The sequence below is a fragment of the Alteromonas sp. genome, assembly GCF_984505615.1.
This window is the reverse complement of the sequence record NZ_CFHOXV010000016.1, coordinates 46,218-68,753: the sequence shown is the minus strand read 5'-3', so window position 1 is coordinate 68,753 and position 22,536 is coordinate 46,218. Positions and strand designations below refer to the sequence as shown.

Annotated in this window: 22 protein-coding genes; 15 read left to right on the top strand and 7 right to left on the bottom strand. The window is 49.8% G+C overall.

Translation table 11 applies throughout. The features are described 5' to 3' along the window. The first annotated feature begins 28 nt into the window (after positions 1 to 28). The gene (locus AC4PME_RS11075) at positions 29 to 1,651 is read left to right on the top strand and encodes a PAS domain-containing sensor histidine kinase (RefSeq protein ID WP_491046082.1); all 1,623 of its coding nucleotides are present in this window, start codon (positions 29 to 31) and stop codon (positions 1,649 to 1,651) included. A gap of 3 nt (positions 1,652 to 1,654) precedes the next feature. On the opposite strand, the gene AC4PME_RS11070 is transcribed toward AC4PME_RS11075, so the two are convergent. Beyond that, entirely contained in the window at positions 1,655 to 2,833 is a 1,179-nt protein-coding gene (locus tag AC4PME_RS11070) for a GGDEF domain-containing protein (RefSeq protein ID WP_491046081.1), read from the bottom strand. 171 nt (positions 2,834 to 3,004) lie between these two features. On the opposite strand from AC4PME_RS11070, the gene AC4PME_RS11065 reads away from it, so the two are divergent. Then, complete coding sequence (locus tag AC4PME_RS11065) at positions 3,005 to 3,676, top strand: HAD family hydrolase (protein ID WP_490708327.1); 672 nt, start codon at positions 3,005 to 3,007, stop codon at positions 3,674 to 3,676. Positions 3,677 to 3,756: 80 nt separating this feature from the next. Beyond that, positions 3,757 to 5,046 (top strand): hypothetical protein, encoded by a 1,290-nt coding sequence (locus AC4PME_RS11060; RefSeq protein WP_491046080.1) that lies wholly within the window; start codon positions 3,757 to 3,759, stop codon positions 5,044 to 5,046. Between the two features lie 7 nt (positions 5,047 to 5,053). Here the strand turns inward: AC4PME_RS11060 and AC4PME_RS11055 are convergent, their stop codons facing one another. Beyond that, complete coding sequence (locus AC4PME_RS11055) at positions 5,054 to 5,365, bottom strand: hypothetical protein (RefSeq protein ID WP_303573810.1); 312 nt, start codon at positions 5,363 to 5,365, stop codon at positions 5,054 to 5,056. Between the two features lie 145 nt (positions 5,366 to 5,510). Between AC4PME_RS11055 and AC4PME_RS11050 the strand changes: the two genes are divergently transcribed. Beyond that, positions 5,511 to 5,702, top strand: a complete 192-nt coding sequence (locus AC4PME_RS11050; protein ID WP_119500038.1) for a hypothetical protein — start codon at positions 5,511 to 5,513, stop codon at positions 5,700 to 5,702. Here the strand turns inward: AC4PME_RS11050 and epmB are convergent, their stop codons facing one another. After that, positions 5,703 to 6,728, bottom strand: coding sequence for an EF-P beta-lysylation protein EpmB (gene epmB / locus AC4PME_RS11045; protein WP_491046079.1), 1,026 nt, complete (start codon positions 6,726 to 6,728; stop codon positions 5,703 to 5,705). A 36-nt stretch (positions 6,729 to 6,764) separates the two neighbouring features. Here epmB and efp point away from each other — a divergent pair, with 36 nt between their 5' ends. The 5 genes from efp (at position 6,765) to AC4PME_RS11020 (ending at position 12,283) form a co-directional block, all read left to right on the top strand. Further along, positions 6,765 to 7,334 carry an elongation factor P gene (gene efp, locus AC4PME_RS11040; protein ID WP_119500040.1) on the top strand — a complete coding sequence of 190 codons (570 nt, stop codon included), beginning with the start codon at positions 6,765 to 6,767 and terminating at the stop codon, positions 7,332 to 7,334. A 93-nt stretch (positions 7,335 to 7,427) separates the two neighbouring features. After that, positions 7,428 to 8,405, top strand: coding sequence for an elongation factor P--(R)-beta-lysine ligase (gene epmA, locus AC4PME_RS11035; protein WP_491046078.1), 978 nt, complete (start codon positions 7,428 to 7,430; stop codon positions 8,403 to 8,405). A gap of 210 nt (positions 8,406 to 8,615) precedes the next feature. Continuing rightward, positions 8,616 to 11,015, top strand: coding sequence for a TonB-dependent receptor (locus tag AC4PME_RS11030; RefSeq protein WP_491046077.1), 2,400 nt, complete (start codon positions 8,616 to 8,618; stop codon positions 11,013 to 11,015). Between the two features lie 129 nt (positions 11,016 to 11,144). Then, positions 11,145 to 11,771: a gamma-glutamylcyclotransferase family protein gene (locus AC4PME_RS11025; protein ID WP_491046076.1), complete on the top strand. Its 627-nt coding sequence runs from the start codon at positions 11,145 to 11,147 to the stop codon at positions 11,769 to 11,771. Further along, positions 11,768 to 12,283 carry a GNAT family N-acetyltransferase gene (locus tag AC4PME_RS11020; protein WP_491046075.1) on the top strand — a complete coding sequence of 172 codons (516 nt, stop codon included), beginning with the start codon at positions 11,768 to 11,770 and terminating at the stop codon, positions 12,281 to 12,283. Before AC4PME_RS11025 ends, AC4PME_RS11020 begins: the two co-directional genes overlap by 4 nt. A 29-nt stretch (positions 12,284 to 12,312) precedes the next feature. On the opposite strand, the gene AC4PME_RS11015 is transcribed toward AC4PME_RS11020, so the two are convergent. Then, positions 12,313 to 12,912: a peptidylprolyl isomerase gene (locus AC4PME_RS11015; protein WP_491046074.1), complete on the bottom strand. Its 600-nt coding sequence runs from the start codon at positions 12,910 to 12,912 to the stop codon at positions 12,313 to 12,315. A gap of 12 nt (positions 12,913 to 12,924) precedes the next feature. Next, positions 12,925 to 14,118 (bottom strand): methyltransferase, encoded by a 1,194-nt coding sequence (locus AC4PME_RS11010; RefSeq protein ID WP_491046073.1) that lies wholly within the window; start codon positions 14,116 to 14,118, stop codon positions 12,925 to 12,927. 26 nt (positions 14,119 to 14,144) lie between these two features. Here AC4PME_RS11010 and AC4PME_RS11005 point away from each other — a divergent pair, with 26 nt between their 5' ends. From AC4PME_RS11005 to AC4PME_RS10990, 4 genes are all read left to right on the top strand, one after another. Then, positions 14,145 to 14,798, top strand: coding sequence for an alpha-ketoglutarate-dependent dioxygenase AlkB family protein (locus tag AC4PME_RS11005; RefSeq protein WP_491046072.1), 654 nt, complete (start codon positions 14,145 to 14,147; stop codon positions 14,796 to 14,798). After that, a complete protein-coding gene (locus AC4PME_RS11000; protein WP_491046071.1) occupies positions 14,786 to 15,106 on the top strand; it encodes a BolA family protein in 321 nt (106 codons plus the stop codon). The genes AC4PME_RS11005 and AC4PME_RS11000 overlap by 13 nt, the downstream gene beginning before the upstream one ends. Before the next feature lie 270 nt (positions 15,107 to 15,376). Then, the gene (locus AC4PME_RS10995; protein WP_491046070.1) at positions 15,377 to 16,333 is read left to right on the top strand and encodes a TIM barrel protein; all 957 of its coding nucleotides are present in this window, start codon (positions 15,377 to 15,379) and stop codon (positions 16,331 to 16,333) included. A gap of 28 nt (positions 16,334 to 16,361) precedes the next feature. Then, positions 16,362 to 17,981 carry a carboxylesterase/lipase family protein gene (locus tag AC4PME_RS10990; protein ID WP_491046069.1) on the top strand — a complete coding sequence of 540 codons (1,620 nt, stop codon included), beginning with the start codon at positions 16,362 to 16,364 and terminating at the stop codon, positions 17,979 to 17,981. A gap of 101 nt (positions 17,982 to 18,082) precedes the next feature. Here the strand turns inward: AC4PME_RS10990 and AC4PME_RS10985 are convergent, their stop codons facing one another. Continuing rightward, positions 18,083 to 19,015 (bottom strand): AEC family transporter, encoded by a 933-nt coding sequence (locus AC4PME_RS10985; RefSeq protein ID WP_491046068.1) that lies wholly within the window; start codon positions 19,013 to 19,015, stop codon positions 18,083 to 18,085. Between the two features lie 195 nt (positions 19,016 to 19,210). Between AC4PME_RS10985 and AC4PME_RS10980 the strand changes: the two genes are divergently transcribed. Continuing rightward, positions 19,211 to 19,843 carry a phosphatase PAP2 family protein gene (locus AC4PME_RS10980; protein WP_491046067.1) on the top strand — a complete coding sequence of 211 codons (633 nt, stop codon included), beginning with the start codon at positions 19,211 to 19,213 and terminating at the stop codon, positions 19,841 to 19,843. 1 nt (position 19,844) lies between these two features. Here the strand turns inward: AC4PME_RS10980 and AC4PME_RS10975 are convergent, their stop codons facing one another. Beyond that, on the bottom strand, positions 19,845 to 21,173 hold the full coding sequence (locus tag AC4PME_RS10975) for a nitrate- and nitrite sensing domain-containing protein (protein ID WP_491046066.1): 1,329 nt from the start codon (positions 21,171 to 21,173) through the stop codon (positions 19,845 to 19,847). 440 nt (positions 21,174 to 21,613) lie between these two features. Between AC4PME_RS10975 and AC4PME_RS10970 the strand changes: the two genes are divergently transcribed. Continuing rightward, positions 21,614 to 22,471 (top strand): formate/nitrite transporter family protein, encoded by an 858-nt coding sequence (locus tag AC4PME_RS10970; RefSeq protein WP_119500049.1) that lies wholly within the window; start codon positions 21,614 to 21,616, stop codon positions 22,469 to 22,471. Positions 22,472 to 22,536: the final 65 nt, after the last annotated feature.

Genomic DNA, 22,536 nt, shown 5'->3' with positions numbered 1-22,536 from the left:
TAGCGATCCGGCTTCGGAACATTTTTCAATGAAAGACATCAGCTTACACGATAACGGATTTGAGGCCGTTTTCAGGGCCTCAAAAGATGGTCTGGGTATTTTCCGCGAAGGTATATTCTTCGATTGTAATCAGTCGATGCTGGATCTGGTCGGTATCGCTGATAAAGAACAGTTCATCGGCCTGACACCTTTCGATTTTTCCCCTGAATATCAGCCTGACGGTCAGGTGTCGGCTGAGAAAGGCGCAAAGCTCATTGAGCGTTGTATGGAGGAGGGGAGTTTACGGTTTGAATGGCTGCATTCTAAATTCAGCGGAGAGCCATTCTGGGCGGAGGTCATCATCACAAAAATGATGATGAACGACGAAGTTGTGGTGCATGCAAACTGGCGGGATATTTCTGAAAAGAAAAACCTTGAACTGGAAATCGCTGCACAGAAAGATGCCTTTGAAACACTATTCAATGAGTCAGTAGACGGATTATGCCTGCTCACCAGCGAGCATTATCTGGATTGCAACCGCGCCTTTCTCGACCAACTGGGGTTCAGTAAAAAAGAAGACATTATTGGTCTGACGCCCATGGATATTTCGCCCGAATATCAGCCGGATGGCCGGCCGTCTGAAGAGGCTGCCGTAGAGATCATCGAAAATGCGTTTAATAAAGGTAGTGTGCGGTTCGAATGGGTGCACAAAAAAGCCTGCGGGTCAGAATTCTGGTGCGAAATTATTGTCACTCGGATTACTCTTGGCGGAGATGATGTGCTGTACGCCATCACCAGGGATATATCTGAAAAGAAAGCACTGGAATTACAAATTGTAGAGCGCAATGCGGCACTGAAAGACTCCAATGCCAGCCTTGAAACCATGATTAATGATTTGAAGCAAACTCAGGACAAGTTAATCGAGTCTGAGAAAATGGCCAGTTTAGGGTCGCTGGTGGCGGGGGTGGCTCACGAAATAAACACGCCGGTAGGCATTGGCCTGACGGGGGTAACCCAATTAATGGAAGAGTGCACAGATATCCGTCAGCGTTACGATAAAGGCAGTCTGACAGAAAACGACTTTGAAGACTTCCTTAACAGTGCCAATGAAATCGCTGATATCGTGAAAAAGAATCTGGTAAGAACCGCTCATCTGGTGAGAAGCTTCAAGCAAGTTGCGGTGGACCAGACCAGCGAGGAAGACCGCGAGGTGAACCTTAAGCAATACTTCGATGAAGTGGTGTTCAGTCTTGCCTCGGTGTTACGAAAAGCCAGTGTCGTGGTGGATATTCATTGCCCTGATAATCTCAATGTTATTACTAACCCGGGTTTGTTGTCTCAGGTACTGACCAATCTTATAGTCAATTCGGTAAATCATGGTTTCAGTGAGCGTGACAGCGGACATATTGCCATGACGCTCAGTGAGCTGAACAGTCACGAATTTTTGCTGGTGTACAAAGATAACGGTAAAGGGATCAGCGAGGAAAATGCACCGAAAATCTTCGACCCGTTTTTTACTACGCGCCGGGGTACCGGCGGTACCGGACTCGGGCTCAATATCACTTACAACATTGTTACGAATGCATTGGGCGGAAGCATTAAATGCAGAAGCAAAGAAGGCGAAGGCGTAGAGTTTACCATTCAGTTTAAAGTGACTGACCGGCTGTTGTAATGTTCAGCCCTTGACCAGTGACAACGCATTTGCGGTAAGAAAGCGGGTGTTATTCCGTCCGCCTTTTTTCGCCGCATAGAGTGCGTCATCAGCTCTTTCCAGCACCACATGCCAGCCAAGATCGCCCTGTTCCATAGTGGCCATTCCCACACTGACAGACAAGGGAAGGGATTCGGTTCCCATACACAAGGGCGTTGACTGAATAGCGAACCGCACCCGTTCAGCAATGGCTTTCACATCGCTGACTTTCAGCCCTGCCAGCATGATCACAAATTCCTCGCCGCCAAGACGGAAGTGATAGTCGTACTCCCGTGTGGCTTCCCTGGCGACATTCGCAATATGACGAATGGCTCTGTCACCGGTTGTGTGTCCGTACTGGTCGTTTACATTTTTAAAAAAATCGATGTCGAAAGTCACAAACGCGAAGGATAGCTGATTACGCTGGCAGCGGATAAATTCTCTGCTGGCAGATTCATTCAGGGCATGACGGTTAAACCAGCCGGTAAGCGCGTCGGTTCTGGATACGGTTTTAAGGGTGACTTCCCGTTTCCAGGCGTGAACAAATATTAATCCCAGTGTCAGGCCGGAAATGTACAACAGCACAACCAGTGAATTAGTGGTCTGAATAATATCGTTACCAAGGAACTCAAGGTGGTCAGGGAAAAGAAGAATTGTCACAGCACTGCTGGCGGTGTGAACAATGAAAAGCAGAATAATCGTCATGACAGCCCAATAACTCTTACCATGGGCCGAGTGTCTGAAGCGCCACAAGTGGAAGACGCTCAGCAGGTTTAATGTCAGCATAACCGGGTAAATGGCCAGCATGCGGAATTCCACATTGCTGCTGATTGCATCGTTAAAATGCATCAGCAAAACAAAAGCTGAAAACACGCCAATGGAAAGGTGGCTGTTCACCGAGCGGGTTTGGGATGTAATCCCGCTGAGCACAAAACCATGGGCGGCGATGTACAGTGTGTTAGATAACACAGGGGTAAGAAGCCAGGGAACGGTGCGAACTGACGCAACAAGGATTAACAGGCTGCAGGCAAGAAAACATACACCGGCCAGGGACCAGTCACGCATAGCTTTATCAGCGGTGTTGGTCAGAAAGAGAGCTGACAGCGTAATAGCCATCATTGCACTTAGTAAAACCGTGCAGAGGGAAAGCGTAAACAAGTCCATGTGAGTTCCACGTCAGGGAAGAAATATCGAAATCCGTGATATGGAAAAGTAATTTGCAGCAATACCGGATGCAATTCAATACTAATGCGATGAACGGATTAAGATTGATCCGAATCTGGGATAAGGTTAGTTTCAATGAGATACCCGCTTAAACAAGGACATTCACACCCTATGACATCTCCCCGTGCAATCAGCCAGTCAACCCGCGCCATTTTGTTTGATCATGACGGTACCCTCATTGATTCTGAACAGGTACATTATGAAATCTGGCGAACAGTGCTCCGCCAGCATGGTGTGAGTCTGACTGAAGCTTTTTACAGTGATGTAATGGCCGGTATTCCGGTTGCCCAAAACGCGGTTGATGCAGTGACAACGTTTAAGCTGCCCGTTGCCGCAGAAAGTCTGGCGGAAGAAAAACATGAGCAAACCCGCCGGTATCTTGCAGAGCAGCCTTTTCCACTGATGCCTCACGCGGTACAGACCATTAAAAAGTGTTACCAGAGCGGCTATCAACTGGCCATTGTGACCGGAGGCAGCCGTATTTCTGTTGAACGTACACTGGAGGCCCGGAACCTTCGTCATATGTTTTCTGCAACGGTATCCGTTGAAGATGTGACTGACAGCAAGCCGGCACCGGATTGCTATTTACTCGCCATGAAAAAGCTGGGACGCCAACCTCATGAATGTGTAGCCGTCGAAGACACGGAACATGGTATGCGGGCTGCGGTGAATGCCGGTGTGCCATGCGTCGTTATTCCCACAGTCCATTCAGCCGGACACAATTTTAACGATGCCACATCAAGATATTCATCCCTTCAGGCATGGTGGATGTTAGAGTCCTGATTGTCTGAAGACATACCGGGATTGAATTTATTCCGGAATTCACAAAGAATAATAACCTTCGGTTTAAGAGGCGGATCCGTTTGCGAATATTACGTGGTGTCATTATAGCGTTGCTGGTGAGTGTATTGCTGGTGGCGGGACTGATTGTACTGATGATAGAAAGTGAACCTGTGGTTGATGTAAAAGCAGCGGAACAGGTGGCAGATGCCGATACCGTACATGAACTGCTGGCTCAGCTGGAATCCAGCGTTTCAGATCGCCATCAGGGCCACACTATTACCATCACAACTCAACAGTTTGACTCCATTGTGGGTTTCTTACAGCGTGCCACGCCGGACTTCCGTGGTAAGGTAACTGTGCACCCCGATGCCACCCGTTTACAAGCCAGCATTGCTATTCCGGTGGATTTATTTGACAGCTACCTGAACGTTGATGCCACGATTTTGCCGGCTAACTTCCTGTTGCTGGATGAAGTGAAAATTGGCGATTTACATATACCCGGACATCTGGCGGTAGGCTTGGCCGAGTGGCTGGTTAACCGCTGGACTAAAAGCGATATCGCCACTCAGGCAAGAGAGCAGATTGAAAAAGTCAGTATGACTGAACAGGAAATGATGGTCAGTCTGCGTCCTATGGACGGCTTCCTGCGCAATCTGAACGAAGTCAAAAATGGTTTATCGGTGGATCAGGACGACGAGCTCCGGGACTTAACGGCCTATTACCTGCGCTACATCTCTTTTCAGGATATTACCCTGGCGGATACCCCGCAACCGGCGGTGGATTTTATCCGCCTGACCATGAAACGCGCTGCTCAGCGAAGCACACCGGAAAACGCGGCGGAACATAACCGTGCAGCCATTCTGGCGCTGGCAATTTTTATCGGCCATCACCGCGTTGCCAACTTTGTCGGAGACGTTCAGCCTGATGCCGATAAAGCTCTGAAACCGTTAACGCCACCATTATTGCGGGGCCGCAACGACCTTGCCAGACACTTTCTGATTTCCGCTGCATTAAAAGTATTAAGCGAGCAGGGCGTCACACTGGCAATCGGCGAATTTAAAGAATTAATGGACCGTGCTATGGGCGGAAGCGGTTACTCTTTCGTGGATCTGACTGCTGATATGGCCGGTATTGAGTTTGCGCGTGTGGCAACGTCACCGGTTCATGCCGTCCGGGTGCAGCAACTATTATCTGACATGCATGACGACGATGTGATCATGCCGCCGGTTGACGGTCTGGCAGAGGGATTGTCGAAAGACCAGTTTATTGAACAGTTTGAGCGGGTAGACAGCGATGCCTACCTGCAGGAAGTGGCAAAGATAAAGGCCCGTCTTGCAAACGTGCCTCTTTACCAGCTTGAAGACAACTGAGGGCGGGTCAGGCCTTGCCTACCGCCTGAAACTGTGACAGGGTCGTCAGCGCCAGTTCTATCTTTTTCACCAGCGGAGCGAGGCCTGCTTTGAAGGTCGCTTCGTCAGCGTCTTTGATGGCCTGCCAGTCGCGGGCGATTTCTTCCACATAGGGTGAAAAGCGTTTTGACTGTGTTTCAAACCCGCTGTCTTCTGCGAATACTGCCTGAAACTTGCCTTTCTGAACCTGTTGTAACTGGTCCAGCACCGCATCGGCATCTATCGCTTTGCGGTAGAGGGTTTGTAAGGTTTCCTGAAGTTGTTCGTTAATTGCCTGCATGACTTTCCGGATTTCTGCTAAAGTTTATGAGTGTATGGTCGATAACGATATACCCGTACTGCATCATTAATGATGGAGTACGCTGATGAAGGTGGGCAATTCTGCCTACTTTTTTACTTTGCTACAAGCAACAAAGGAAACTGGTATGGATATACAAGGTGCTGGTGCATCTGCAACATCCGGTGCGTCGCTTGAGTTGGCCTCTCTTAAAATGGCGAAAAGCCAGCAACAACAAGAGGGACAAGCAACGCTTCAGCTGCTGGAATCAGCCGCTGACGTACCAAAACCGTCATCCGGTAATCCGTCGTTGGGTGCCAACGTCGATACCTACGCGTAATTACGGGTGAATATGTAAGTCGACAGGCGTTTTGCCGGGCTGGCCACCGATTTCTCTGGTGAGTTTCGGTACCAGAAAACCCGGTAAGCGCTTTATCACTTCCGCCATTAATGTTCTGGCTTTATCGTCAGATACTTCAAAGTGGGCCGCGCCCTGTACTTTATCCAGCAAATACAGGTAGTAGGGCATCACGCCTGCTTCAAAAGACGCTTCCTGCAAATCCACCAGTGCATCAGCCGTATCATTAACGCCGTTCAATAATACTGCCTGATTGAGCAGCGTCACGCCGTGTCTGCGTAATGCATGTAAACGGTCGTTCAGTGCCGGACTGAATTCATTGGCGTGGTTAGCATGTAATACCAGAATCGTTTTCACCGGTAATGACGTTATCCAGTCACTGAACTCTGCGTCCAGTCGCTGAGGAAGCACCACCGGCAGGCGTGTATGAATTCGCAATCTGCGGATATGGGGGATCCGTGATATTTCACCGGCCAACCAGGCCAGGTGGGTATCTTTTGCCATCAGTGGATCACCGCCCGAGAAAATGACCTCATTAATGGCCGGATCGGCAGCAATATAAGCAATGGCGTTTTCCCATTCCTGTTTGCTCACCGCATTGTCGGCGTAGGGGAAGTGGCGACGGAAGCAGTAGCGGCAGTTTACAGCGCACCCGCCTTTTACAATCAACAGTACGCGACTCTGGTACTTATGTAATAAACCCTTACCGGCAGTGTCATGTTCATCCAGTGGATCGGTGCTGTAGCCGGGGGCGGCTTCAAATTCCTGAGATAAAGGCATTACCTGGCGGAGTAACGGGTCATGCCAGTTACCTTTTTCCATCAATGAGGCGAAGTGTCGGGGGACGCGCATGGGAAATAACCGTCTGGCAGCGCCATGATGACCCAGCTGATCTACATCGAGATCCAGGTAGTCCAGCAGGTCTTCCGGGCGGGTAAACGCCATTGCAAGATCTTTTTGCCAGTTTGTCTCTACAGACAGCCGATTTTTAGGTATTATTTGCGCCACTTCGTATTTACACCTTATGTATTGGCAGAGAAAAATATGGCTTTTTACAGCACTAACGAATTCAAAGGCGGCCTCAAGATCATGCTTGACGGCGAACCTTGTAACATTCTGGAAAACGAATACGTAAAACCGGGTAAGGGTCAGGCTTTTAACCGCGTTAAAATCCGTAAGCTGATCTCCGGTAAAGTTCTGGAAAAAACGTTCCGCTCCGGTGAAACCGTAGAAGGCGCAGACGTGATGGATACGGAACTGGCCTACCTGTACACCGACGGCGAATTCTACCACTTTATGAATAACGATACATTCGAACAAATCGCTGCAGACGAAAAAGCGGTTGGCGAGAACGTTAAGTGGCTGAAAGAAAATGATGTGTGCACCATTACACTGTGGAACGGCTCTCCTATCACAGTAACTCCGCCTAACTTCGTTGAGCTGGAAATCACTGAAACAGACCCTGGCCTGAAAGGCGATACAGCGGGAACCGGCGGCAAGCCTGCTACGCTGTCTACCGGCGCTGTTGTTCGTGTACCTTTATTCGTTCAAACCGGTGAAGTTATCCGTGTGGATACCCGCTCCGGCGAATACGTATCACGGGCGCAGAAGTAATCTGAACCCGCTGCCGGCCGGTACGCACATACGTGCACCGGCCGGATATATTCTTATGCCCTCTCCGGCCCGATAATTCCCGTATCCGATCACATGTCATCAAATACTCCCTGGCAACCCACCGCATCGCTGAATAATTTGCGTGAGCGGGCTGAACTGCTGCGCCAAATCCGTGATTTCTTCGCCGGCAGAGATGTGCTTGAAGTCGATACACCATTGCTGAGTCACGGTACCGTTACCGATGTACATCTGGCTGCCTTTTCAAGCGAGTTTGATCACAGCGTGACAGGCAGAAAGGAAACCCTGTATTTGCAAACGTCGCCGGAATACGCCATGAAACGGTTATTGTGTGCAGGCTACGGTTCGATTTATCAGATTTGCAAAGCGTTTCGCCACGAAGGGGCAGGGCGCTTTCACAACCCTGAATTTACTATGCTGGAGTGGTACCGTACCGGCTATGACCATCATCAGTTGATGGCCGAAATGGACACTCTGCTGCAACTGATATTGTCGACCGGAACTGCGGAAAAAATCAGTTATCAGGATGTATTCCTCCGGGAATTAAACGTCGATCCTCTTACCGCAACAGCTGAGCAACTGCAGCAAACCGCTTTGCAACGCGGGCTGGATATGCATGCCGGCATGCCGGAAGACGCAGACACAATGCTGCAACTGCTGTTCAGTCTTTACATTGAGCCCCGTATTGGCGCTGCCGTGCCCTGTTTTGTTTATGGCTTTCCAGCCTCGCAGGCAGCACTGGCAAAAGTGAATGAAGATGACCCCCGTACTGCTGATCGTTTCGAAGTGTATTTTAAAGGCGTGGAACTGGCGAACGGATTTAACGAACTGGCTAACCCTGCAGAACAGCGTCAGCGCTTTCTTAATGATAATGCACAGCGCCGTCAATCCGGTTTACCGGAACTGCCGGTGGATGAGCATTTCCTCTCTGCGCTGGAGCAGGGATTACCTGACTGCGCAGGCGTGGCGCTGGGCATCGACCGTTTGCTGATGCTGAAAACCGGTGCTGAACATATTCAGGACATTATTGCGTTTCCTGTATCGCGGGCCTGATACGCCACTATCCATACTTTCACCGTTAATTCTGCTTTTTTCACCCTGAACGGCAGTTTATCCCACCGTGAATTCTCGTTTTTTAAAATGATATGTTATATCATCGATAAACTGCAGGTGCTGTCGATAAATTGCCGTTGACCTCGACGTGAATTCGTTTAAAAATGTTATAACATCACAAAATGGATAAAAGCAGTAACGGATTCAACCATGCATACTCCCTCTCTTATCGCTGTTGCTATGATGACAGCATTCAGCAGCGCCGCACTGGCCACTACTATAACCGGTAAAGTCACAGATCAAGCCGGCGCTCCCGTTGCGGGAGCCGAAGTTTCAGTAGAAGGTTCAAGGCGCGTAGTCTATACCGACGAGAATGGCATATATTCAATGGATAATGTCACCGCACAAGACGTCCATATTCATGTTGCAACGCCGAAATATCTGCATGGTGATAAAGATTTAGGTCGTATTACTGAAAACCAGCAAGTCAACTTTACGCTCCTGCCAGCTTCCATCGAAAACATCACGGTAACCGCTACCGCGATGCAAACCTCTGTACTGGAAAGCGTGACGCCGGTCTCGGTTATCGGCGCTGAAGAACTGCGCAGAAAGCAACAGCCGACTTTGGGTGAGACGCTGAAAACCGTTCCGGGTGTGCATTCCAGTTACTTTGGACCGGTCTCAAGCAGTCCGGTCATTCGTGGTGCCGGTGGTCCGCGGGTGAAAATTGTGCAGAACGGTCTGGATGTATCTGATGTATCACGAATTGGTCCTGATCATAACGTAGCGGCCAGCACGTCCAGTGCCACTCAGGTGGAAGTACTGCGCGGTCCTGCCACATTACAATATGGCTCCGGCGCGATAGGCGGTGTGGTCAACGTGGTCGACAAGCGTATTCCTCAGGAAATGCCATATGGCACAGAAGGGGAAGCAGAAATGCGTTATTCCACCGTGGATAACGGTAAGTTCGGTAAGGTGGACGTGACCACCGGAACCGGCAATGTGGCATTTCACTTCGATGGTTTCAAACGCAAAACCGATGATGTGGATATTCCCGGCTACTCAGAGGCTGAGCCGGATGATGATGCCACTTACGGCACACTGGCCAGTACAGATATGGATACAACCGACTTCAATGCCGGTATCAGCTATGTAAAGGATGAAGGCTTCTTCGGCTTTTCTGTAGAAAAACTGGATAACCTGTATGGCGTGCCCGGTCATCATCACCACCACGAGGAAGAAGAGGAAGCGGCAGAGGAAGAAGGCGCAGAAGAAGGTACCAAAATTGATGTGGATATGACCCGCTATCAACTGGCGGGTGAATGGCATTCGCCCACTGCCGGCATTGACAATATCCGGTTCTCTGCTGCTTATACAGACTACACCCACGTTGAAATTGAAGATGGCGAAATTGGTACGCAATTTAATAATGAAGGCGTGAATGCCAAGCTGACTATTGCCCATACCGGTATTGCCGGATGGCATGGTGTATTTGGTTTTCAACTAACGGACAGCGATTACGAAGCGATTGGTGAAGAAGCATTTTCCCCGCCAACCAGCACAGATACACAAGCTGTTTTTCTGATTGAACAGAAGAAAGTGGGCGACGTGACTTTTGAGTTGGGTGGCCGTCTCGAGCAAACCTCCTACGATGCAGATGACGCTGAAGTGGAACTTCATGTGGAGCACCTTGATGAAGAAGAGCATGAGGAAGAGGAAGAACATGAAGAAGAGGCTATGGTCTTCAACTTCCCAGACTATGACTTCACCAGTGTTTCGGTATCTGCCGGTGCAAACTGGGAATATCAGCCGGGTTACTCTGCCGCACTGACATTATCCCGTAATGAACGTGCGCCAAGTCAGCAGGAATTGTTCTCCGGTGGTCAGCACATTGCGACCCGGACTTATGAAGTCGGGTTGGTGTATCAACTGGATGATGAAGGTGAGTTATCTGACACGCTCAGAAGTGTAGATGAAGAAGTCAGTACCAACCTGGATCTCACATTCCGTAAATTCAGCGGCAACTGGGGTTACACTGCGTCACTGTTCTACAACCAGGTAGACAACTACATTTATGAAAGTGGTACAGGCCTGATTGCTGTAACCGAAGAGCATGAACACGGGGAAGAAGGGGCAGAAGAGGAAGGTCATGAGGAAGAGGGCACGCCGGTGTACTACTTCCGGCAATCCGATGCTGACTTATACGGTATGGAAGCCGAGGTGTTCTACAACATTACCGGTGAATGGCGTGTGGATTTATATGGTGACTACATTCGTGCCAAACTGGATAACGAAGACTTGCCACGCATTCCGCCTCTGCGTATCGGCTCGTCAATCCGTTATCAGGGGCAATCACTTTCCGGTGAGGTGGGTGTGGAATGGTATGACGACCAAACCCGTACTGCACCGTATGAAACCGCAACCGATGGTTACACCTTACTGAATGCCAGTGTTGAATACGACATTGCATCTGCCGGGGTGGACTGGGTGCTGTTCGCTACAGCAGACAACATCACAGACGAAGAGGCCCGCGTGCACACGTCGTTCCTGAAAGATTTAGCGCCGCTGCCCGGCCGCAACTTCTCGGTGGGTGTAAGAGCCGTGTTTTAAGTCCCTGGCATGCCGGCATGGTGATGTGTGTGTTCGTGTAGTAACTGAATCTGTCAGTTTGCTGCGTGAAGCCGGGCCGGCGAGACGCTATACTGACTCCCGTTATGGTTTTCCATTGCGGGAGTTTTTTTGTTAAGCACACTAAAAAAGTGGGATGAGCATGCGCAGACTAAGCCGCTTATTCTCGGTTACGGTAGCCTGATGAGTCGCGACAGCCGCGCCCGCTTTTCAGGCATTCATCATGACGGTCTGATGGTAACTGTGAGAGGTTATCGCCGCGGCTGGATCACCCGTAGTATTGAGGAGAAACAAACCTACGTGGGGGCATTACCCGATGACAATGCCAGTCTGAATGCACTTCTTGTACCGGTAGCATTAGATCCTGCCCTGGCGGAAAGAGAAAAAGACTATCAGTTTGAGAAAGTTGCCCCGGCACAAATCTTTTCCCGGCAAGATGAAGATCAACAGGCTGCTTTACAAGCGTGGCTGGCTAATCGTGAAGTCTATATTTGTCGTTCATTGCTTACCCGTACTGCAGAACAGGACTGGCCGGTACACCTGTCTTATGTGGATACATGTATGACAGGATGTCTGGAAGTTGAGGGGGAGCAGGCGGCAACGGATTTCGTTAAACAAACAGCACACTGGAATGCTCATCTGGTTGATGACAGGGCGGCACCACAATATCCCAGAGCAGCCAGAACAGAGCCCGGTGTACGCCAAATCATCGACGATATTTTAAGGGCACATCTTTGATTCTTTCTACATCGCGGCTGCGTCTTCGCAAGCCGGTGGCTGAAGATCGCAACTGGATTTTTGCGTTAAATCATGACCCTCTGTGGCTACGTTTTATTGGAAACCGGGGTGTACATACACTTAAAGATGCGAACCGGTATATTGATAATGCGCTGGTGCATTTTGAAAACCATGGCTATGGCTTGTTTGCCGTAGAAGATAAATTAACCGGTAAACCGTTGGGGATGTGTGGTTTGATAAACCGCGGTATTTTCAGTGCGCCTGATTTGGGATTCGCCTTGCTTCCGCAAGCCCGCGGGCAGGGGATTGGTGGCGAAGCCGGTGAAGCGGTTATCAGCTATGCCAGAGACACCCTTGGCGTGACTTACCTCACTGCGATGACTCATGCTGATAATACTGATTCTCAGAAACTGTTAATGAAGCTGGGCTTTAAGAAGAGGGGCAATCTGTTTATGTCAGGTGTCTTTGCGCAACATTTTTTCTGGCTGGATTTAAAAACGCGGCAGCGCTGAATTCACGCGCTGCCACAGCGTCAGCTTTTTTACACCGCCGGAAGTAAAGTGACAGATTTCAGAATGAGGGGCTCTTTAGGGGAATTCGGTTCACCCAGTGCAGGCTGATAGTCCAGCTCTACTTCCATCATTTTTTCGACAACAGCTTCGCCTTCCACAATCATACCAAACACGCTGTAACCCCAGTCTCTGCCGGGATCCAGGTTGGTATTGTCATTCATGTTAAAGAAGAACTGTCGGGTCGCTGAATGCGGGTCGTTCTGACGTGCCATGGAAACCGTGTACATCTTGTTGCTCATGCCACTGCCGGATTCGTTGAAAATCGTGCCGTAATCCGGCTTTTCATCAAACTCAGCATTGTAACCGCCACCCTGGACGATATAGCCGGGTACAACACGGTGAAAAATGGTGCCGTTATAGCTTTTCTTATCAACGTAACGCAGGAAGTTATTCACGGTGATAGGCGCACGGCGGCGGTACAGTTCGACGACAAAATCGCCCATTGTGGTTTCCATTTTCACCCGCGGGTAATAATTGTCCGGCTGAATTTGTGAGCCGTCATCTTTTGGTTTTGCTGCAATAACCGGAGTGGTTACGACAACTAAAGCCAGCAGCAAAGCACGCAGCATAGCATTCTCCCTTTAGCGTTTTGCACAACTTAAAATAACAAACTTCTGGTGGCTGGCAACTTGCGTTACGCCACCAAACAAGCGCTTTAATTTAACATGGTAATCGAGATGGCGGTTACCCACCACCACCAGATGTCCGCCTCTGGCCAGACTGGCTTTGGAATCTGAAAACATTTGCCAGGCAATGTGGTCGGTTATCGCGTTCTGCTGATGAAAGGGCGGGTTGCAGAACACTTTACTGAATCCGCCCTCTTCAGCCTGTTTCAAGGCGTCAAGGCAGTTCGATGGCACAAATTCACATTGTGCCAGTTGTTCAGGAAAGTTCTCTGCCACGTTTTGTCTGGCTGAGGCCAGCGCCATGAATGACTCATCAACAAAGGTGAGCCGCGCCTGTGGTGCCAGTGCCAGCGCGTTCAGACCTAAAATGCCGTTACCGCAACCAAGATCAATAACCCGTTCGTTGTTGGTCACGTTCATATGATCAATCATGAACCTTGCCCCGATGTCTAAAGAGCGTCCGGAGAATACATTGGCATGGTTGGAAAGTGTCAGCGTTACACCGTTCTGGCTTTTCGCTGTCCAGCGTACCGGATAAGGAGACTGTACGGGCTTCTTCAGTATCGCAGCATCCGGCTTTGCAAAAATAAGGCGGGATTTTTTCTTTGCCAGTGAAGTGGTGGTGTGACCGGTGTATTTCTCAAACAGCTCCAGCACATTTTTCGTTATGGCCTTCACCTTTGCGCCGGCCACAATACGTGTTTCAGGCGTGATGACCTTTTGCAGCATAATTAACTGATGTTCCAGCAACGCCAGAGTGCGGGGTATTTTTATAATCACCGTTTGCGGCTTTTCCGGCAACGGAGCAAGGCAATCAGCAGCTTTCAATGGTGAGGCTACCAGTCCGTTGTCATCCAGTGTGGCGGCAATATTATTACCTTTCAGGTTGTCAGCCAGCGAGCGGTGAGCAATCCATGAATCTGAGATCCAGCAGGGATTATGACTGGCATACCAGCAGCCCAGGGTGCCAAAGTCATCATTAAATATGATACATTTTCCGGGGCCTTCAGGGGCTTCTGAAGCAAGATAATCGATAATCAATTCATCGGCGCTGTCCCAGGCCTGTAAACTGATATGCTGATGTTTTGCCGGGTGGCGTATTAAGTTCAGTTCGCGGTCGCGAAAGGCAAAGGCTGTGTTGTCGCTCATGGTAACGTTAATCGGGTTCCGGATTTATGCAATTTTCACTATTCGATGATGGCTGTAACGCCGGCGCTGCGCCTCAGAAACTGGCGTTACCCGGCGCGGATGTTACTTACATACCGGGCTGGCTCGGGCCGGATGATGCTGACGCGTTGTACGCATCGCTGGCCTCATCGTTAAACTGGTCACAGGATACCATTAAACTGTTTGGTAAGCCGGTTAAAATTCCGCGTCTGCAAGCCTGGTACGGGGATGCTGTCAGCGAGTATTCCTACTCCGGCCTGACGATGGTACCGCGCCCATGGACCGCTGATCTGCTGGCGTTGAAAACACGTTGCGAAAATACCGCCGGTTGCAGGTTTAACAGTGTGCTGGCGAACTGGTACCGGCACGGGCAGGACAGCATGGGCATGCATGCCGATGATGAAAAGGAGCTGGGCGTGCAGCCGGTTATTGCATCTGTGACTCTCGGTGAAGCGAGGCCCTTCCTGTTTCGTCACCGCAGTGGTGCTACGTCAGTGAAGGTCAGTCTTGAGCATGGCTCACTGCTAATCATGCAAGGAGACACTCAGCGCAACTATCTGCACGGCATCAACAAGACGACCCGGCATGTTGATGGTAGAATTAATCTAACTTTCCGATTTATCTATCCCGCTGTGCCGGAGCAGAACCCATGCAAAATGTAAAACAGTTTATCGAACAGCAACTCAATGATGCTCTCACACCTGTGTATCTTGAAGTGCTGGATGAAAGTCATATGCACAACGTACCCGATGGTGCCCAGAGTCATTTCAAAGTAACGGTGGTGTCAGAAGCGTTTGTTGGCGTACGTCGGGTGCCCCGTCACCAGAAGGTGAACGGGTTGCTGGCCGAAGCTTTACAGGGGCCGGTACATGCACTGGCTTTGCACACGTATACCCCTGAAGAATGGGAAGCCAGAGGCGGCAGTGTAACCCCGTCACCGGATTGCCTGGGTGGCAGTAAGTTGGGATAGTTTTCCATCATTTTTGAAGAGAAAAAGAGCACGCCGGTCGTGCTCTTTTTTGTTTTCTTTGACCTCTCCCGGCCCCGTCCGGAAGAGGAGAGATCTCAAACTGGCGTCCGGTTCTGTCACTTGTCTAAAAATGTTAAACAATAGTTGTAAAATGATATCGATGTCATTAATGTAAAGGTTCTAAAGTGGGTGTAACAAATAATTAACTTCTTGCAGGCTCAACGGGACCAACGTGTTGAGCCTGTTTCTTACCGGAGAGAGGAAACAATAATGACTTCGTCACTTACCCGTCGACATTTTCTTAAAGCTGGTCTGGGCGTAGCCGGTGTGCTGGCAGCGCCGGGACTGATGGCCAACGCGATGACCGGAGGCTGTAATGCAGTTTCAGGCAGACCTTACGGCGTACAAATGTACATGCTGCGCGACATGTTTGCTAAAGATCCCGCCGGTACAATTAAAAAACTGGCCGCAGCCGGTTTCAAGCAGCTTGAAATGTTCGGTGTAGGTGGTTCAGTGAATGCAGAAGGCGCGCCGCTGTTCGGTTTAAGCATCGATGATATGGCAGATCTTATGGCAGAATATAAGCTGACAGTGCCGTCTGTACATATTAATTCCGACCTGGAAGACATTGAATATATCAAGGAACTGGGAAGCAAACTGAATATCGATTACTTCATCGAGCCCATGGCCGGCGAATTCCTGAATTTCAAAGATGGTAAAGTAAACCTGAACACCCCTTCTTCTGTTGACGAAGTTAAAGCTATTGCTGCACGTCTGAACAAACGTGGTCAGACAATGAAAGAGCTTGGCTTCAAGTTCGCATACCACAACCACAACTTTGAGTTCGATAAGGTGGATGGACAGGTGATTTTCGACATCATGATGGAGAACACCGACCCGGAGCTGGTTAAAATTGAGCTGGACTTGGGTTGGGTGGCTGCAGCCGGTCATGATCCTGTTGCCATGCTGAATAAATACAAAGGCCGTGTTATCGGCTGTCATATGAAAGATTACGACGGTTCCGTTCCGCTGAGTGACGATCCGCGTATGATTATTCCTGAGATGTCACGCATCTCAACCCCGGGGGACGGCAAATCAGACTTTGCCGCCATCGTTAAACACCTGAACGAAAATAACGTGAAGTACCGTTACGTAGAAGTGGATGTAACAGATACGCCGTTTGAAGATGCTGTGCGCGGACTCTGTCATCTGAGTGCGTTAGGTTAACCGTGGATCAGAATAAGGAACGTTTGTTATGAAAAAACGGCTGTTTGCTTTGTCTGCTGTTGCAGCAGTAATGTTAAGTGCCTGTGGTGAGAAAGTGGCTGAAAGTCCTGCGCCGGTAGCTGAAGATGCATCACCGCAGGTAACGGTTAAAAATGGTACGCTGCAGGGCGTTAAAGATGATGATATCCGCGTTTTTAAAGGGATCCCTTACGCAAAACCTCCGGTTGGTGAAAATCGCTGGCGTTCTCCTCAGCCCGTTGCAGACTGGAACGGTGTGAAAGAAGTGCTGGATTACGGCAACGACTGTATGCAAAAGCCGTTTCCAAGTGACGCTGCACCGCTTGGTAAAGAGCCTGCCGAAGATTGCTTGTACGTGAACGTATGGGCACCGCAGGAAGATGATATCAAGCGTCCTGTGGTTGTGTGGATCCATGGTGGTGGCTACGTGAATGGTGGTGCATCGCCTGCCACCTATGACGGTAGCGAATTTGCCCGTGCCGGTGTGATTTTTGTCAGCTTTAACTACCGCCTTGGCCGTTTCGGTTTCTTCGCACATCCGGCACTTTCAGCCGCTGAAGAAGGACCGTTGGGGAATTACGCTTTTGAAGATCAGATAGCGGCCATGCAATGGGTGAAAGATAACGTGGAAGCTTTCGGTGGTGATAAAAATAATGTCACCATCATGGGCGAATCTGCCGGTGGCGGCTCGGTACACAATCTTATGCAGACACCGGGCGCCCGGGGTACCTTCCAGCGGGCGATTATTATGTCCGGTGGTGGCCGTTCCCTGGTAGGCGAACGCAGCTTAACGGAAGAAGTAAACGGTCAGCCCTCTGCGGAGCAGATTGGCGTTAATTTCGCTGAAAAGAATGGCATTTCCGGAAATGGCGCAGAAGCGCTGGCTGCTTTGCGGGCATTGCCGGCAGCCAAAGTGGTAGATGGCCTGAATCTGATGGCACTGTTCCAGCCTCCCGGCGGTGTACCGACGTATGTTGGCGGCCCTATTGCTGATGGTGACATTGTACAGGGCAGCACCCAGTCATTGCTTGAGCAGGGTAAAGTCGCGAAAGTGCCGGTAATGGTGGGTACGACCAGCCAGGATATCGGATTCAGCATGTTCCCGGATAAAGAGTCATTGTTCGCCTCATTCGGTGAGTATGCGCAGGCAGCGAAAGATGCCTATGATCTTGAAGGCACCGGTGAATTACAGGATATCGGAGCGGAAGTGGCACAGGACCGTATGATGCAGGAGCCTGCAAGGTTTGTTGCAGAGCGTATGACGGACCTGGACGAAAACGTGTACATGTACCGGTATGGTTACGTGGCAGAAAGTGTCCGTAACGGCAAGGGCGCACCTCATGCCAGTGAGATCCCGTTTTTCTTTAAAACGGCTGACGTGAAGTATCCGGATGCCACTGAGCAGGATCTGACTGCCTCTGAACTGGTTTTCGACTACGTGGTGAGCTTTATCGAAAATGGTGATCCTAATGTGGCCCGGTTGCCGGAATGGAAGCCGTACGACAACGAGGCGCATAACATCATGACGTTCACCATGGACGCTACAGCGGTGCATGGTGAAGACCCCTGGACAGAGCGTCTGGATGTGGTTCAGCGTTCAACCGAAGCGGCTCAGGCAGCCATGCGTTAACCGTGCTTTTCAGCGGTATTTCAACGTAAAAGAGCGCATCAATATGCGCTCTTTTTTGTTTTCATTATCTGTTTGTTACGCCCGGGCTTTAAATCTGACCACTATACCAGGTTCAGCGAGGTCAATGTTCCGAATGCCAGAGCTGTCACCGGTAATGAAACCAGTGTGGATACAGCAATAATACTGGCAGCCAGCCTGTGGTCTCCGCCCATATTTCTTACCATCACATAGCTGGCAGCGGCTGTCGGGGCAATAGACAGCAGCAGCACAATCCCCAGGCTCATTCCGGTAAATCCGGCAAGATACGCCAGCCCTACCATCAGCGCGGGATAAAGAATGCATTTGCTCACTGTACTTAAGGTGATATTAAACCAGTCGGCGGAGAATGAGCGGAACTGCAACGAGGCGCCGGTACAAATGAGCGCAAGCGGTAAGGTTAACTGGGAAACATATTCACCGGTTTTAAGAATGGCGTCAGGCAGTGTCCATGAGTAATAGGAAAAGGGCAGTGCCACGACGATGGAAATGATCAGCGGATTTTTAGTAATACCCTTGATTTGTTTGCTCACAGAGCGGTGGCCGGTCTGATAAAAGTTAAGCACAATCACCGACAAAATATTAAATAAAATCGTGATACAGCCCAGGTATACAGAGGCGGCAGCCAGCCCTTCGGGCCCGTACGTATTGGCGCAGTAAGCCAAACCGATAATACCCATGTTGGCTCTGAAACCGCCCTGAACCACTACGCCTCTTGCCTGATAGGGCGTCACCGTCATCCTTGCCGTAAGCACCAGCAGAGCACACATGATGAGTGTGCCGGCAATACCTACCCCAATCAGCGGAAAGTTTGCGGCATGGGCAAAGTCGGCCTGACTGATAGACAAAAACAGCAGTGCAGGTAATGTGACGTTGAAAACCAGTTTAGAACCGGCTTCAACAAAGCTCTCGTTCAGCCATTTTATGCGGAAAAATAACCAGCCCATCAGCAATAAAATCAGCACGGGTAATAAGGTTTCAGTGATAAAGGAAAACATGGGCAGTCAATACAGGAGATGATGGCGGCCATTATATCAAGATTTTCGATACTTGAAGGCGTTGTAACAGCAAATCTGTTGTATTCAGCGTATTGATTCTTCCGGTAAAGCGATCCAAAGCTGCACTCAAAAGGAATAAAGACTATCTGTCAGTGACCCTTCGTTTCTATGCAATCCGATCACATCAGGCCATCCGTGTTGCGACTTATGGCTTTTGCCGGACTTTCCGGTTTGTTTCTGCTCGCGGCATGGGTACATTTTGATCCCGTGTCCGCCATCGATAAAAGCATCATGCTGATGTTCCGTCGGGCCGGGGACCCGGGGCAGCCGGCCGGGCCGTTATGGCTTGCGGTTCATTTTCGTGACATGACCACTCTGGGCAGTAACTGGTTTTTAATTGTGATCACCGGCCTGGCAGCTCTGGTGTTACATAAAAAGGGGCAGACCCGTCACGCTGTTTTTCTGATAGCAACGGTACTGTCCGGTATGGTTGTCAGTTTTGCGCTGAAGTATGGTTTTCACCGGCCTCGACCTGAACTGGTTCCTCATATTACGAAGGTGTACACCAGCAGCTTTCCCTCTGGTCATGCCATGATGTCATGTTTAACGTATCTTAGTCTGGCGTTCACCGGTGCATCAGTGAGCGGCAACCCGTCATTGACCCGCTGGTTTTCCGGTATTGCCATGTTGATTATTTTGCTGGTCGGCATGAGTCGTGTGTTTCTGGGGGTTCACTGGCCCACTGACATTCTGGCAGGCTGGTGCGCGGCTGTCCTCTGGCTGTCACTGGCTTTAATGACAATGGCACCCGGACGGCAAAATGGCTGAATCATTTACTGCCTGATGTGGCTTTTACTACCCGTTCCGCCACATCAATCAGGCGACAATTCTGATCCATCGCTGTTTTTTGCAGGCGACGGTAAGCCTGATCTTCGGTTAATTGCCATTGCTGCATAATAAGCAGTTTGGCACGGTCGATACATTTTTGATCGGTAATCGCCTGGCGGGCTTCCTCCAGTGCAACTGACATGTTTTTGATGTGTTCAGTCTGATCGCATAACAAGTCGTAAAAAGACCGGTGTGCGGACAAATTTTCCGCATTGGAAAGGGTATCCGGACCGGACATTTCTGATCCCCGTAAGCCCGGCATTTGCGGATCAAACAGCATGGTCAGTGGTGTGCCCGTTGGATTAGGCTGTTGTTCCAGCGTTTTTACCCGTTGATGATGATTTTTCAGCTCGGCATCTGCACGACTGACCAGCTCTGAAGCCAGTGAAATGAGTTTGGTGGTCAGAGCTTCGTCAATGGATTGCATGGCATCAATGCGGGTCGTGGCAATGTCATACCATACTTCACTTATTTGTCCGTCAATGGGACTGCCATCAGCCAGTTGTTTTATCATTGTTCGCAGGCGGATAAGGTCGGCCTGGGCATCGCTCTGACAGATGTCTTCCCATTGCTGCAGTGTTGGCGGATCCGCAAAAGCCGTAAATATGTCGAAACTGTGTTGCTGATCCTGCTGGAGTTGTTCAAGGCGGTCGCATAATGATTTATTAAAATGGGTTTCAGCAAAGCCAATAGCGCCCCATGCCCGTTCCTGTCCGGCCAGTTCTTTGCCTTGTAAAAAATTGAACAGCGCCACCAGAAGCCGGGTGATATCCGGATCGCTTGCCACGTCAGCGGCCTCAAAGATAACTGAGAGTAAACCCGTTACCAGCCGGCAGTATGCCTGTGTTGACTCAAGGGATGTCAGTGCCTGTTCAGCTACCTGATCCCGCAGGGAAGAAAGGTTATCCAGCCCTTGTAGCGCCATGGTGATGCTTACCAGTAAGCGCATGTTAGCGGCACTTTCGTCGCCCGAGAGGTATAGAGATTTTAGCTGGCTGCGCAAGGTTTGTTCGGCAAAATTACTGTCTGCAATCTGATCTTCCCGTTGCTGACCAAACCGTTCCCCTTTCGACGCCAGATATACGTTACTGATACCGCGCTCCCGCTGGAGTTGATGGATCATGTCTTTCACTGAGGTCACCAGTTTGCAGTTGGATGCCAGTTGATTAAGTGCGTGAATTTCGGCGTGCTTTGCCGCCAGTAGAAACCGTTTTGTCGCTTCGCTGAATACTGCCATGGTGGTGGTGGTGTCTTTCTGTGGTGGTCGCAATCGACGTTGCCTGTTTATGAGATTTAGCAAAGCCTGTTCCACCATTTTAACCTTTTGATAATAAAGGGTTAGTTTCCTTGTTCTACCTTGTTAATATGCAATCCGCATAGCTTTGGCGGAATTTTCTCCGTTTCACAGGAAAATGCGGATCTTCATTGTGCGTGGATGAACTTTTTTGGTGCAATCAAGAAATGAATGGTCAGCAAGTCACACGTTAATATTCATAACTATCAGAAAAATAATGACAATTTAAATCTGGCCTTTTCCTTGCTGTTTAAAATTGCAACACGGGTTTTTGCATACAACACAATGTAAACTTGGATAACGGCGTCCAATACCACACTGGAAACAGTGCATGGTTGGGCGTTTTTTTGTGCCCGCATTTTGTTGTGTGCAATACATGTCAGCGACTAAACACACACAACAAAAAGGTATACACAATGGCTTACTTACTTCCGAATGAATTTGTAACCAAGATGGTGGATGCGGGTGAATCCAAAATTTACATGTCTACCCGTGATACATTAATTCGCGGTTATATGGCCGGCGCAATCCTTGCTCTGGCAGCGGTTTTCGCAATTACGATTGCTGTACAAACCGGCGTATTTTTAATTGGTGCGGTGCTGTTTCCTGTTGGCTTCTGTATGCTTTATCTGATGGGATTCGATCTGTTAACCGGTGTTTTTGTACTGACACCACTGGCCTGGCTGGCGAAACGGCCCGGTGTCACCTGGTCTCAAATTCTCCGCAACTGGGGGCTGGTATTCTGCGGTAACTTTGCCGGTGCACTGACAGTGGCGTTCATGATGTCATTTATCTTTACCATGGGCTACAACACTGATGGTGGTGCTATTGCAACAAAAGTAGCCGGGATCGGTGAAGCCCGTACCCTGGGTTATGCTCAGTACGGAATGGAAGGCTGGCTGACCATTTTCATCCGTGGCATGCTATGTAACTGGATGGTATCGCTGGGTGTAGTAGGTGCCATGATCTCAACCCACGTGAGCGGTAAAATCTTTGCCATGTGGATGCCAATCATGCTGTTCTTCTTCATGGGCTTTGAACACTCTGTGGTGAACATGTTCCTGTTCCCGTTCGGCCTGATCATGGGCGGTGATTTCTCTGTGATGGATTACTTCTTCTGGAATGAAATCCCGACAGCTCTGGGTAACCTGGTTGGTGGTCTGGCGTTTACAGGTTTAACGCTGTACAGCACGCACTTTCGTACTGCTCCCAAGCGTAAGCTGGCTGCGCAATCTGCACCGGTAGCAACAGATTCAAAACCTGCTGCAGTTTAATGAAGACTTGCTGGGTACCTTCCGGCACACAGGGCCTGCCGGACATTGCCCGGCAGGCTCAATTC